Origin of the sequence: Streptomyces sp. NBC_00442 (assembly GCF_036014195.1) — a bacterium.
In the GTDB taxonomy this organism is placed as follows: domain Bacteria; phylum Actinomycetota; class Actinomycetes; order Streptomycetales; family Streptomycetaceae; genus Streptomyces.
Genome location: NZ_CP107918.1, coordinates 2,451,268 through 2,465,890, shown reverse-complemented (window position 1 = coordinate 2,465,890; position 14,623 = coordinate 2,451,268). Strand labels below are relative to the sequence as shown.

Here is a 14,623-nt window from a genome sequence, read left to right as displayed (position 1 = left end):
CCTCGCTAGCCACGACAAAGGAGTTGATGGCCTCAAGGTGGAGGTCCTCGCTAGGGCTTTGAGCGGACAGAGATCACGCGCACATTTCCTTCACTTCATGCACCCGTCAACTGCATAGACCTTGGCGTGGCTTGTAAGCGCGGCGTGGTGACTCAAACGCACTGCGCGACGTTGGTCACTTAAGGAACTTCTCATAATTCCTGTACGGATCGAACGCATGCTCCCTAAGGTCCGGTGATCTGGCCCACCGTTCGACTCGGTGGTCTTCACTTTTCTGTGTCCTGTGGGGGGATCCAGTTGTCGCGTCGGGGTGGGTTTTCCATGCGCTGGAGCGCCGGACGGTCACGCATTGCCGTGGTCGCCGCGCTCTCGGTGCTGTTCGGCGGGCTAGGGCTTCCCGCGGTCGAGGCCAAGGAGGCGCCCCCGAAGGTTTGGACGCCCCCGAACACCCCGCTCCCCGACGCGCCGCCGGTCAAGGGCAGCAGCCTCAAGCAGCGTCCCAAGCCGCCCGCTGCCGGGGTCAAGTGGGTGCCGACAGGCGCCGTGGACACGCCCTCGGGGGCCGGGACCGCCACGCTCCCGGACCCGCCGGCGGGAGACACGAGCGGCGGCCACACGTCCGCCACACCTGTCAGGGTCGGCAGCCTGCCGGTCTGGATAGCCCCCGGGCCCAACGTGAGCCATACGGGCAAGGACGCAACTGGCCCTGCCGACGACGCGGTTCATGCTCAACTTCGCGTCGAGGTGGCGGACGGCGGGAAGGCCGCGGCCACGGGCGTCAGCGGCGCCCTCGTCTCGCTGACGGACGCCGGTAAGGGGGTCGCGCCCGGCAGGGTCCAGGTCGCTCTGGACGTCTCTGCGTGGGCCAGGGACGCGGGCGCCAACTGGGCCGACCGCGCCCGGCTCGTGGAGCTTCCCGCCTGCGCCCTCGCCACACCGCAGGCCGCCGGATGCCGTACGCGTACGCCGCTGGCGTCCGGGCGGGATGCCTCGGGACGGCTGACGGCCGATGTCGAAGTGCCCTTCAGTATGACGCGGGCGGTGGCCAAGTCGCCGTTGGCTCAAGCGATTTCGGCGCCACAAGGCGTCGTGCTGGCAGTGGAGCCCGGCCCGTCGGGTGCGACGGGCGACTACAAGGCCTCTCCGCTGAACCCGTCCGCCTCCTGGCAGGCCGGTGCGAACGCCGGTAACTTCACCTACGGCTATACGGTCGAGGTACCGTCCGCCGTCGCCGGCCCCGCTCCGAGCGTCTCGCTCGGCTACGACTCCTCGTCGGTGGATGGCAAAACCGCCTCCACCAACGCACAGGCCAGTTGGATCGGCGATGGCTGGGACTACCACCCCGGCTCCATCTCCCGCACGTACAAGAGCTGTGACGACGCAGGCGTCAAGGACTCGGGCGACGAGTGCTGGGGCGGCGACCTGCTCAACCTCTCACTGGCCGGCCACGCCGGTCAGCTCGTGCGGGACGACACGACCTGTGAGTGGCACCTCCAGGGCGAGGACGGCACCAAGGTCGAGCGTCTGACCGGGCGGGCCAACGGCGCCTGGAATGGCGAGGGCTTCAAGGTCACCACCAACGACGGCAGCCAGTTCTACTTCGGCTCGAACCACCTGCCCGGTGGCGACGGCACCGACACTGCTGCCAACTCCGTCTCCACCGTGCCTGTCTACTGGCCCGGCGATGCCGACAAGTGCCTGGGGTCCGACTCTCCGGCCAAGGGCTCCTGGTCACAGATGGGCTGGCAGTGGAACCTCGACTACGTCGTCGATCCCCACCAGAACCTCATCACCTACCGCTACGCGCAGGAGAACAACTACTACGGCAAGGGCGGCGGCCAGAACAACGGCAACGGCACGCCCACGCTCTACCAGCGCGCCAGTTACCCGACCTGGATCGGCTACGGACAGCGCCTGCCGGACCAGATCGAGGCCAAGGGGAAGGCACAGCCCGCCGCCCAGGTGTGGTTCCGTACCGAGGAGCGCTGCCTTCCCAAGGACGCGATCACCTGCGCCGAGGCTCAGCGGACCAAGGACAACGCCAAGTACTGGCCCGACACACCGCTCGACCAGAACTGCGCGAGCACCGGCCAATGCCTCAACCTGTCGCCGACGTTCTGGACCACCAAGCGGCTGAGACGGATCGACACCGAGGTCCTCGACGGAACGTCCTACCGTTCCGTCGACTCCTTCGCCCTCAACCAGTCCTTCCAGGACCCGGGTGACGGCACCTCGCCGTCCTTGTGGCTGGACTCGGTCCAGCACACGGGTTCCAACGGCAAGACGCCCGTCACCCTGCCGCCGGTCTCCTTCCAGCCCATTGAGATCGCCAACCGGGTCGACGGCAACGTGGCTCGCCCCGACGGCACCATGGCCTCGGCTCCCAGCTACAAGCGTCCGCGCATCCAGACCATCACCACCGAGACCGGTGGACTGATCAATGTCATCTACCGGGCACCCGAGTGCTCCCGCACCAACAAGACCATGCCGTCCTCGGAGGACGGCAACACCATGGCGTGCATGCCGGTGAAGTGGTACCTGCCCGGCCAGTCCTACCCAGACCCCGTGAACGACTGGTTCAACAAGGTCGTCGTACAGAGCGTCACCGAGCAGGATCCGTTCGGCACCGCCGTCAGCAAGGCGACGAACTACGAGTACGGCGGCGGCATCGCCTGGCACCGCAACGACTCCGAGCTGACGGACGCCAAATCCCGTACGTGGGACCAGTTCCGCGGGTACGCCACCGTCACAGCTCTCACCGGTGATGGCAACCTGACCGAGGCTCCACGGACCAAGACGGTCATCACCTACATGCGGGGCATGGACGGCGACGTCCTCGCCAATGGCTCCAAGCGCAGCGTCACGGTGGACGTGGCTCCGCCGCCGAAGGCCGCGCGGGTGCAGAGCCTCACCGACGACAACGTGCTGTCCGGATTCGTCCGCGATACCAAGACGTACGAGAGCGATGGTGGTGACCTCGTCGGGGACGAGCTCACCACGCCGTGGCAGGGGCCGGTCACAGCGACCCGTACCCAGTCCGGAGGCATGCCCGCGATCACCGCCCGGACCGTCAACACGGGCAGGGTCACCACGTACTCCAGGCTCGCGGACGGCAGCTGGCGAACGGCCGAGCGCACGTCCACCTATGACGCCACGCTCGCCGCCCGCCCGTCGCAGGTCGACGACAAGAGCGACGTGGACCATCCCGAGCAGCGCCTGTGCACCGCCTTCACCTACGCCGACGGTCCCGGCGGCGCGCCCACGCGCCTCGCCGCGCGCACGCTGACGCTCTCGGGTGCCTGTGACCAGACGCCGAACGCCGACAACACCGTTGCCGATACTCACGCGTACTTCGACAACAAGCCCCTGGGGCAGGCCGGGGCGACCGCGGACCAGACGGCCACCGAGGTCTTGGTGAGCTACGGCTCCGACGGCAAGCCTGTGTACCGCAAGAACGCCGCATCCACTTTTGACGCCTACGGCCGGGTCACCAGTACCACCGACCCGAACAGGACGGACGGTGCCCACCCCGGTGGTGCGGTCACCAGGACCGAGTTCAGCCCGGCCACCGGCGCCCTGCCGAACCAGGTCGTCCACACCAACCCGCTGGGCTGGAAGTCGACCACCACCCTGGACATCGGCCGCTCTCTGCCGCTGAAGCAGACCGACGAGAACGGTCACGTCGCCGAGCAGGAGTACGACGCGCTCGGCCGGGTCACCGCCGTATGGGAGCCGGGCGCGGTCCGGTCGATGCCCACACGCAAATTCTCGTACGCGATGAACGGCAGCAACGCGCCCTCCACCGTGCTCAGTCAGGCGCTGACCGACGACGCTCCCGCCTACACCTCCAGCTTCACGATCTACGACGGGCTCGGCCGGGTCCGTCAGACGCAGGCGTCCACCCCGTCCGGTGTGGACGGGCGTCTGATCACCGACGCGCTCTTCGACTCGCACGGCTGGCAGACCAAGACCAGTTCGGCCTACTACAACAACGAGTCCGCCCCGTCCGGGCAGTTGTTCCTGCCCAACGGCGGAGTCAACCCCGACAGCAAGATCCCCGCCCAGAGCCTTCAGGTCTACGACGGCCTGGGCCGCACCACGGCCACGGTCTTCCAGTCCTACGGCGTTGAGCAGTGGCGCTCCACGACCCAGTACCCCGGTGCCGACGAGACGCGCTCCGTCCCGGCGAAGGGCGGCTACGCCACCGCGTCCATCACCGACGGCACGGGCCAGACGGTGGCATTGCGCCAGTACCACGGCAACACCCCGGTCGGCGCGTACGACGAGACGACCTACGGCCACAATGCGCAGGGCAAGGAACTGTGGCGCAAGGACTCCACCGGCAGCGAGTGGACCTTCGCCTATGACCTCCTCGGGCGCACGGTCAAGACCACGGACCCCGACTCAGGGACCGCCACCACCGTCTACGACGACAGCAAGAACCTCACGACCACCACGGACGCACGCGGTAAGAGCGCCACCACGGTCGTCGACCTGCTGGGCCGCACCACGGCGACCTACGAGGGCGCCGCGATCGACCCCGCCAAACAGGTCGGCGCATTCGCCTACGACAGCAAGGTCCTCGGCAAGCCGTCCTCCACGACCCGGTTCGTCGGTGGCGCCGCCGGGAGTGCGTACGTGTCCGAGGTCACGGGTTACGACGCCGGCTACCGGCCGCTGGGCACCAAGGTTACGATCCCGGCCGGCGAAAAGGGCCTCGCCGGAACCTACGAGACCACCAACTCCTATGACGCGCTGGGCCACTTGCAGACCAGCACGCTGCCAGCCATGGCCGGCCTGGCGGCCGAGACCCTGAGTTATGGGGTCGACGTCGGCGGCAACATGACCAGCCTGGGCGGCCGTATCGGCCTGGCACGCACGCCCTACGTAGTGGACCTGCGCTACGACCCCTACGGGCGCGCCATCCGTACCACGATCGGTGACACCGGCCGCCAGGTCGTCTCCACCCAGGACTACGACAACGCGACCGGCCGCGTCATCCGGTCCACGCTGGACAAGCAGAACTCCCCGGCCGCCGGTGTCGACGTCAACGACTACACCTACAACCCACTCGGCCAGGTCACCTCGGTCCGTGACGCCCAGGACGGTACGGCCTCCGACCTGCAGTGCTTCACCCACGACTACCTCGGCCGCCTCACCCAGGCCTGGACCGACACCGGCACGCAGGTGACCGCCCCGCAGCCCAGCGTGCGCGGCATCGGCGGCTGCGCCAACAGCGACGGCCCCGCGACCGACGGGTCGGGCAAGCCAAGTGTCGGCGGACCGGCCCCGTACTGGCAGCAGTACAGCTTCGACAAGCTCGGCAACCGGACCAAGCTCGTCAAGAAGGACGTCACGGGTGACACATCGAAGGACGTAACGGTCGATCAGGCCTTCGGTGCCGGCCCCAACACTCCGTCCTCGGACCCGAAGACGGGCGGCGGGACAGGCGGGCCGCACGCCTTGATGTCGTCCACCGAAACCGGCCCGTCCGGTGCGCAGGTGACGACCTATACGTACGACGCGACCGGCAACACGGCGTCGATCACCAGCACCCCCGGCACCAAGACCCTTACCTGGAACGGAGAGGGCAAGCTCGACAAAATCACCGGCACGGGTGAGAGCGCGGGCACCAGCTATCTGTACGACACGAGCGGCAACCAGCTCATCCGGCGCGACCCGGGCCAGACCACTCTGAACCTGGGTGCCGACCAGCTCACGCTGGACGTGGCGAGCGGCAAGCTCACCGATGTCCGCACCTACGCGGCCCCCGGTGGCCTGTCCATTGTCCGCACCACGACGGCGGGCAAGTCCACCCTGGCGTACCAGGCATCGGACCCGCACGGCACCAACGGCGTCCAGATCAACGCGAACGATCTCGCCGAGGCGCGCCGCCCCACCGACCCCTTCGGCAACGACCGCGGCACCCAGCCGACGGCCGGCAGTTGGGCCGGCGACAAGGGCTTCGTCGGCGGCACGAAGGAGAAGACGACCGGCTTCACACTCCTCGGGGCACGCGAGTACGACCCGAAGACCGCGCGCTTCATCAGCCCCGACCCGATTGTTGACGCCGACAACCCGCAGCAGTGGAACGCCTACGCGTACGCGAACAACAGTCCGGTCAACAATTCGGATGCCAATGGCTTGGCGATCAAGTGCGACACGTCGCAGGAATGCATCGGTCTCGGACAGCATCTCGCCGAACAGGCGCAGAAGCAGGCCGGTGAGACCGACGAGGAGATCGGCGCCGGGAACTCCCTGGAGGAGGCCAACACCGCAGTCGCCAAGGGGAAGCAGAAGCGCGAAGAGCTGAAGAAGACGGTCATCAACATCGTCGGTGACCTCATCGGCTACAACGACGCCCGCGACTGCTTCACCAAGGGTGACGTCATGGCCTGCCTCAACACCGCGCTCGGGACGGTGCCCTGGGGCAAGATCTTCAAGGCCGTGAAGATCGGCATCAAGATCTTCAAGGTCTACAGGGAGATCAACAAGACCTACGACGCCATCCGGGCCGCCGAACGCACGGCGGCCGAGGCCGCCAGGGCCTTCGCCGCGGCGAAGAGAGCCGGTGATGAGGCGCGAGCCGCCGAGAAGGTCGCGGCCAAGGCGGCCGAGGAGAAAGCCGCCAAGGAGACAGCCACCGACGCGGCAGGAACCGAATCCAAAGCCGCGAGATCCGAAGCCGACGCCGAGACCAGGGGGGCGGGCGAAGGCAGGGACGCTCCCGCGTCGTGCAACAGCTTCCCCTCCGGCGTCCGGGTCATGATGGCCGACGGCACGACCAAGGCGATTCAGGACATCCATGAGGGCGACACGGTCCTGGCGACCGACCCGCAGACCGGCCAAACACGACCTGAAACGGTCACGGCCACCATCACCACGCCGGACGACAAGGACTTCACCGACCTCACCCTGACCGACGACGCCAACCCGCGCGGCCCGCCGGCGAAGATCACCTCCACCCACCACCACCCGTACTGGAGCGAGACCCGCCACGCGTGGGTCGACGCCGGCGAACTCCACCCCGGCGAACACCTCCGCCGGCCCGACGGCTCCGCGCTCACGGTGACGGTGGTGCGGAACTATGAGTACGCGGTCGTCACGCACAACCTGACAGTCGATCAACTGCATACGTACTATGTGCTGGCGGGGGCCACACCGGTACTCGTTCACAACTGCAATACCGCCGACCCGCACTCATTGAAGCCCACTCATGAGATCGAGGGGAATGCATCAACCAAGAAGGTCAAGACCTATCGTGATGCCATGCGTAATGGTGACTTCGACTGGGAGCAGAGTCCGATCTCGGTCGTGACGCACGAAGATGGGACACAGTACGTCGTGGATGGCCACCACAGGCTTGCGGCTGCCCGCATGGCGAATGTCGATGCCGTAGGCATCCGGGACGTAACTGCCCAATTGAACGATGGCGGATTTCTCGGCTACAAGGATATGGATGATGTGGTCGAGTCGGCATCGACGTTCTTGGGGAATCGACTGAACAGGAGAAAGTTGTGATCGAGTTCAGCGCGACCCTCCTTCAGGGGGCCTTGGTGCACTTCTCCGAGGCTCGAGACGCCATGAGGTGTACCTTTTCGAGGGAAACTGCACTCGAACTAGTGTCGGCCGTGCGCCGTGACGAAATTCCCCGAAAAGGTCTATGTGTCAACGGGTGCGAGTATTTTGTTCATGGTGCCGGATATACGGTTGTGCTGCCTTCGGGCGGGCAGGTGCATATTGATGGCGATCCGGAGGGCGACTTCTTCACCTCGTATGACATCTCCTTCCTCTTTGAGAGTTCCGGTGGCGCGCGCTATGGGAATTCTGACGTGAGGGCTGTGTGTGAGGATTTCGTCGATCGGGGTATTCTTCGGAGAGTAGGCGTAGGTTACTCCCTTGCATCGCCAGGGTCGAAAACGAGGTCCGGGTTGTCGTAGAGTCGTCAATGGGCGACGCTTCCTGGGAGGCGAAGATCGAGATTACTAGCCTTTTCGTCAGAGGTGCCACTCTGCTCGTCCTCTCTCGTCCCAAGCTCGAAAGCTGGACCCAGGCGCTGGAAGCGCTGTCTCTGGGGCAAGACATCACGTGGATGCAGACGGATCGCGGCCCTACGGTGAGCATCCAGCTTGAGGGCGAACGGGATTGCCCAGAAGTCGTCGTGGAGGACGAGTCCATCTCCATGGTGACTGTCCGTATCCCGATTGCCCTGGAAGAGGGGTGGGTTGCTAGCCATCAGGCACGCATCCGCCGCTTCATTGGAAGCCTGTGACAACCGTTGGCGGGTGGTGCTTTGCGAAGTGTCTTCCGTGAGTGTCTCCGTGTGGAAGGGTGCCCGCCATGCGGGCGTTGCAGTGTGATACCGAGGGAAAGTCACTGCGCAGTTTCGGCCGATATCACCCACAGGGTCTAGGGAGGAACTCCGGATCGCCGATGACGGCCAGCGCGATGGCCAGCCGTTGGCGCATGCCTCCAGAGGTCTTGCGCACCTTGGTGCCGTCGGGCTCCGCCAAGTCCACCTCGGCGAGGACCCGCTGCACCGCCCCGGCATGTGTGCCGATCGGTCATCTGGTAGGTCTTGATCGGGCGGGGTAGCGCCGGGCCGCGGTCCGGGGAGCGGCGAAGCCGGCGGGGCTCAGTGGCCCGCGACTTTCGGCCACATCTGTCACTCCGGCCCCAACTGTCGTAGATCGGCGGCAAGTTGAGGCGTGCAGCCCTACAATCGAGCCCACATTACGGTGAACGTGGTCGACCGGTGCCCGGCGTCGGTGTGGGCTCCGGGCGGGGTCGGGTCGAGGCTTCGGCGGCCCGGGGTCGGCCCGGGGTCGGGGCGGGACTTCGGCCCGGGGTCGGGTCGGGGTGCGTCGGGCGGGTGGGCGGGTACGGGGAGCGGGCGGGCTGCGTACGGGGAGCGGGGGCTCAACGATGGTGAGTGGTGGCGCGGGCGGCGACGGGTTGTTCGCCCTGCCCATCGTGGTGCCCCGGGCCACCGAGTACGCCCGTCTCGGCGTCGCGCCGGAGGCCACCGCCGAGGAGATCCGCGCGGCCGCGGCCCGGTACGACGCGCGGCTTCAGGCGCGGGGGGCGAGCGAGGACGAGATCGTGGCCGCGCACGCCGTCAGCCTGGAGAGTGCCGAGGCGCGCGCCGCGCACGACGCGCGGTTTCCGCCGCTGCCGTTGCTCCGGCTCGAACCGACGTGGGAGCCCGTGCTCGACGACCGGGACGCCGGGATCACCGTGCTGCGCCGGGAGATCGAGGGCTTTCTCGCGGCCGCCGGCGAGAGCGTTCACCACCCCATGGACACCACCCGTACCGACTTCACCAGCGACTTCACCCGTACCCACCTGCTCGATGGCTTCGCCGACGAGTGAGCGACGACGAGCCAACGACGCTTGACGACGAGTGAAACCCGGAGGATCCCGCATGGAAGACGAGCTGCACCGGGTCGTCGGCATCGACCTCGGCACGACCTACTCCGCCGTCTCCGCCTACGACCCCGACGACTTCGCGCCCAAGATCCTCGCCGATCCGGAACACCAGGGCGCGGCCGCCGTCGCCACGCCCTCGGTGGTGCGGATCGACCCCGCCACCGGCGCCCTCGTCGTCGGCCACGACGCCAAGGACGCCATCAGCCAAGAGGCGGGCGCGGGCGACGCGTTGGTCGAGATCAAGCGGGAGATGGGCGCCGTGTTCACGCCGGAGCTCCTCCAGCACTTCGGCGCCGGAGGCAGTTACGCCGTCGGCGACCCCGTACGGGCCAGGCTCGGAACCGAGTGGCTGCGGCCGCAGGAGATCAGCGCCCTCGTCCTGATGCGGATGAAGCGCATCGCCGAACAGGCGCTCGGCGCCGACATCCACGACGCGGTCGTCACCGTGCCCGCGTACTTCATGGAGCGGCAGAAGAAGGCCACCGAGGAAGCCGCCCTGCTCGCCGGGCTCTACCCCCGCCAGCTCATCCCCGAGCCCACCGCCGCCGCCATCGCCTACGGCGTCGACCGGGCCGAGTCCGAGCGGCAGATCTATCTCGTCTTCGACCTCGGCGGCGGCACCTTCGACGTGTCGATCATCGAGACCCGGGACGACGAGATCGAGGTCATCGCGACCGCCGGCGACCAGCGCCTGGGTGGCGGCGACTTCGACGACGCCGTCGCCGCGTGGATCGTCGAGAGCCTCGGCGACACGCTCCCGAAGGACATGGACCGGCTGCGGATCAAGGCCGCCGCCGAGGTCGCCAAGCGCGAGCTGTCGCTGCGGTCCTCGACCGTCGTCGACCTCGGCGCCGGCGCCGGCCCCCTCGAACTCGACCGGGCCGGCTTCGAGGCGTTGATCCAGCCCATCCTCGACCGCTCCCTGCGCCAGGTCGACGAAGCCCTGAACTTCGCCAGGACCGCCAAGGGTGTGGAGCGCGACCACATCAACGCGGTTCTCCTTGTGGGTGGTTCGACCCGCATCCCCCGGGTCAAGCAGATGCTGCTCGACTACTTCGACCAGGACGAGGGGTTCGTGCGCGGCGACGCCAACCCCGACACCCTGGTCGCCCGGGGCGCCGCCATCGTGGCCAACCGGTTCGAGCCGTCGCCCGCGTTCGACCTCGCCACCCGGCCCAGCGCCGAGCGGTCCGCGGACGAGCAGGACTACACCGTCACCCTGATCACCGAACACACCCTGGGGGTCGGCGTCCAGCAGGGCCGGTTCAACGCGCTGATCCCGCGCGGCACCAAGATCCCGGCCCGCCAGGTGAAGACGTACACCAACCCCGAGCAGGCCAACCGCATCGAGGCGGCGATCTACCAGGGCGAGGGCGAGTACGTCTACGACAACTCCCTCATCGGCACGATCCACCTCGACGAGATCGAGCCGAGGCCCGAGGGCTACCACCAGTTCGAGGTCGAGTTCTCGCTCGACGTGAACGGGCTGCTCGGCGTGCAGGTCACCCACACCAACACCGGACGCGAATACCAGGCCACCTTCGACCAGAGCACCACCATCGGCAAGGTCGACGAACTGGCTGAGCGGCGCGGTGTGTTGGTGGAGCTGTACGCCACCGTCCGGCCCGCCGGAGCCCACCCCGGCCCCGGTGGTTCCGGCAACCCCGTTGGTGGCTCCGGTGGCTCCGGTGATTCCGGTACGCGTACGGGGGCGGCCGGTCCCGGGTACGGCGGCGGAGCCGCGTCCGGCAGCGGCCCCGATGCCGGCCCCGGGGCGTTCACCGTCCCCGCGCCCATCACCCCGGCCGCCCCCACCACCCCGCCCACCACGAACACCCCCGCCGCCGTCCCCGCCCAGGCCGTCGCGCCCCCCGCCGAGGCCGACCCCGGTGACGTGCCCGCCGAGTACCGCCGCACGGTCAAGAAGGCGCTGCGGGCCGCCAAGGACGGTCAGGCGCCCGCCGAACTCACCGACGCGCTGGGCGCGTTCCTCGACGGGGTGCGCGCCGGCGTCGACGAGGACACCCTGGACGATCTCGCCGACCGGCTAGAGGACGCATATGACCACAGCCGTCGGTGACCGGACCCGGGTCATCGAGGAGGAGCTGGGCGCCGAGTACGCGGGGGTCGGCTGGTGGGGTTCGCTCTACCGCGCGCCCCGCCGCAGGCGCTGGTACCGGCTGATCCCCGTCGAGGAGGTCAGCGGGGAACAGCGGGCCGAGCTGCTGGCCTGGCAGACCCGGCCGCGGCGCCCCGGCCTCGTGCCCGTGGTGCGCGAAGAGCGCGGCGAACAGCGGCAGTTCGCCGACCGCTGGTTCCAGATCGTCAGCTACGAGACCGACGCGGGACGCAGTCTGTCCGACGCCCTCGCCGAGCACGAGCCCGCCCACCGGGTCGCCTCGGTGGCCGCCGCGCTGCGGGCGTTCCCCGGCTGGCGCGAGGCGATCGGCGCCGGGCTCGTGGCGCTGCCCGCCGACATCGTGCTGTCCGGGCACCGCCCGCTGCTGCTGCCGCTGCCGCCCTGGGGAACCCCGTCGCTCGGGGAGGTCTTCGCCGAGCCGGAGCGGATCGCGCACCTGACGCCCGAGGGCGCGCGCGGCCTGCCGGCCGGGCCCCGCGACCCCGGGCTGCACAGCCTGGGCGTCGCCGCGCTGCGCTGCTTCGAGGTGCTGCCGGACGACGAGCCCGAGCGGCTGCTCCAACGGGCCGCCTGCGCGGCCGTGTTCGCCCCGCCGCGCCGCGAGGGCCGCCTCGCGTCCTGGACGCGGCGCGTGGAACCCGTACGCATCGTGCGCGAGGAGCTGGGCGAACTCACCGGGCCTCGGGCCGCCGCGCTCGACGACGCGGCGGTGCGGCGCCTGACCGACTCCCTCGACCGGGCGCGCCGCGCGATGGACCCGCTGACGGCCGTACGGTCGCTGCGCGAGGCGGGCGAGCCGCGCCGGGCGGTCGGCCTCGCGCACGCGGCCCTCGTCGACCGGCCCGGCTACGCGCTGCTGCTCCTCGCGGCCGAGATCGCCCACCAGGACCTGGGCGAACCCCTGGAGGCGCTGTCGCTCCTCGACCGTGCGGTGCAGGGCGATCCCGAGCGCACCGAGGCGTACGCGGCGCAGCTGTCCATCATCGGCGGCTGGGCGGCCGTCCAGGTCCGCCTAGCCGGGGCCACCGACGACTCCTTCGCCCAGCGGCTGGGGGCGACGGCCCGCGCCGCCTTCGACCGGCTGCCGCACGACCTGCGCCGCGAGCACGCGCACGCCATGGCGTCCTGCCTGCTCGGCCAGGGCGAACTGGCCGAGGCCAACGCCTTCGTCCACGCCTGGCTGCACGACGGCGGCACGCTGATGTGGTGGCGGTTCGACCTGATGCTCGACTACGGCGAGACCTTCCTCGGGCTCGGCCACCTCGACGCCGCGGCCCACATCGCGGAACAGGTCAGGGCGGGGCTGCGGCGTGTGCGTGAGAACGGCCAGATGGACCGGGGCGAGATCCACGAACACGGCATGCGGCTCGCCGACTTCGCCCTGCGGATGCACGCGGCGCAGGGCGGATCCGGCGCGCCGCGAGAGCCAGGGGGCCAGGGCGGTCCGGGCACCAGCAGCGGCCACGGCGGCCACGGCGCACAGGACGGGAAGGCACCCGCATGACCACGATCCTGCTGCTCGTCGTCCTGCCCGTGCTGTTCCTGACGAGCGTGGCGAGCGCCGGCTACTTCCTCCTCGTGCTGCCCAGCCGCTGGCGGCTGCCGTACGAGGAGGCGCTCGGCCTGCTCGCGAGCGACGACCGCGACGCCCTGGAGCGCGCCGACCGGCTGCTGGGGCAGGCCGTCAACGAAGGACCGCGCGGCCGTGCGCTCAACCGGATCCGCTTCGCCCAGGCCTATGTGCGGGCCATGCTCGGTACGTACGAGCCGGCCCGCTACGCCGCCGCCGCGACCGTGCTCGACGAACTGACCGCCGCCGAGGGGCCCACCAGGGACACCGCCTACCTGGAGCTGTACGTCCAGGCGCGGCTCGGCAACCACGACCGCGTCACCGATCTGTACGCCGAACACCACGACGTTCTCGACGCCCGGCCGCAGAGCCGCCGTATCGCCGCCATCGCGCACCTCCAGCTGGCCACGGGACACTGGCGGCGCCGCGAGACGGACGGCGCGCTGCACCACTTCGACCGGGTGCGGGAGCTGGGCGAGCTCACCGAGCACATTCCCGCCGAGGTGAACGACCTCCAGCTCGTCAAGGGCGTACAGGCCGTGTTCGACGGGCGCACCGACGACGCGCGCGAGGCGTTCGCCGACGCCCGGGAGCGGTCGGTGGCGCGTGAAACACCCACGGTGCAGGCGGAGTTGGGGCTGCTCGTCTGCGACTGGGCGGAGGGTGACCCCGCGCAGCTGGGCGCGTGGCTCGCGCGGCTCGCGGAGCAGGTCGACCCCGGGGACGAGAGCCTCGCGGAGGAGGAGCGTGCCGCGGCGGAGCGACTGCGGACCGGCATCGCCGTCCTGCGGCTCGTCGTGCTCCTGCGGGAGTGGCTGGCCAGGCCCGCCCTGTCGGGGGCGCCCGCGCCGGACGACTTCGAGGAGCTGCGGCGCCGGGTCGACGCGGTGCGCGATGCGGACCCCGAGCTCGGCGACGCGGCCCTCGTGGACGGGCTCGTGCGCTACTACTTCGCCTTCAGCCAGCCCGAGCGCGAACAGGCCCTCGCGGCCCTGGACGCCGGCACCGAACTCGCCAAGGGCGTCATGCTGCCCGAGGTGCTCGACCTCATGGAACGCGAACGCGCGCTGGGCGGTGAGGGCGACGCCATCTCGCGCTACCTCACCCTCGTCGCGGAACTCCTCGACGACCCCGACCGCTCCGAGGAGGACCGGGCCCAATTCCGGCGCCTCCAAGCCAGGTTCGCCCCGTTCGGCGACCCGGGCGACCTGGCCGACGGCGCCGTTCCGCACCAGCGGGCCGCGGCCGACGACCACCGGCGCCGCTCCCGGGCGCTGCGCCGGCGGATCGAGCTGATCGTCTTCCCGCGCATCCGTGACCTGCCCGACGACGCCCCGGCCAAGCGCGCCCTGCGCGACCTGCTCGCCGACCTCGACCGGGCCTCCGGCGCGTACGCCGAGGGCGCCGAGATCCTGCACGGTGCCGAACAGCAGCTCATCACCCGTACGGGAGAGATCCTGCTGCCCGAGGAGTCCTAGGAGACC

General features: G+C 69.5%; 7 protein-coding genes. All 7 read left to right on the top strand.

Annotated elements, in window-relative coordinates; translation table 11 throughout:
• The first annotated feature begins 321 nt into the window (after positions 1–321).
• The 7 genes from OG432_RS10800 (at position 322) to OG432_RS10775 (ending at position 14,617) form a co-directional block, all read left to right on the top strand.
• Complete coding sequence (locus OG432_RS10800) at positions 322–7,521, top strand: polymorphic toxin-type HINT domain-containing protein (RefSeq protein ID WP_328310168.1); 7,200 nt, start codon at positions 322–324, stop codon at positions 7,519–7,521.
• Positions 7,518–7,940 carry a DUF6896 domain-containing protein gene (locus OG432_RS34920; protein ID WP_443058363.1) on the top strand — a complete coding sequence of 141 codons (423 nt, stop codon included), beginning with the start codon at positions 7,518–7,520 and terminating at the stop codon, positions 7,938–7,940. Before OG432_RS10800 ends, OG432_RS34920 begins: the two co-directional genes overlap by 4 nt.
• Complete coding sequence (locus tag OG432_RS10795; RefSeq protein WP_328315064.1) at positions 7,904–8,272, top strand: DUF5959 family protein; 369 nt, start codon at positions 7,904–7,906, stop codon at positions 8,270–8,272. The genes OG432_RS34920 and OG432_RS10795 overlap by 37 nt, the downstream gene beginning before the upstream one ends.
• Positions 8,273–8,925: 653 nt before the next feature.
• On the top strand, positions 8,926–9,372 hold the full coding sequence (locus OG432_RS10790) for a hypothetical protein (protein WP_328310166.1): 447 nt from the start codon (positions 8,926–8,928) through the stop codon (positions 9,370–9,372).
• 52 nt (positions 9,373–9,424) lie between these two features.
• On the top strand, positions 9,425–11,509 hold the full coding sequence (locus tag OG432_RS10785; RefSeq protein ID WP_328310164.1) for an Hsp70 family protein: 2,085 nt from the start codon (positions 9,425–9,427) through the stop codon (positions 11,507–11,509).
• On the top strand, positions 11,490–13,073 hold the full coding sequence (locus OG432_RS10780) for a hypothetical protein (RefSeq protein WP_328310162.1): 1,584 nt from the start codon (positions 11,490–11,492) through the stop codon (positions 13,071–13,073). Before OG432_RS10785 ends, OG432_RS10780 begins: the two co-directional genes overlap by 20 nt.
• Positions 13,070–14,617: a hypothetical protein gene (locus OG432_RS10775; RefSeq protein ID WP_328310160.1), complete on the top strand. Its 1,548-nt coding sequence runs from the start codon at positions 13,070–13,072 to the stop codon at positions 14,615–14,617. Before OG432_RS10780 ends, OG432_RS10775 begins: the two co-directional genes overlap by 4 nt.
• Positions 14,618–14,623: the final 6 nt, after the last annotated feature.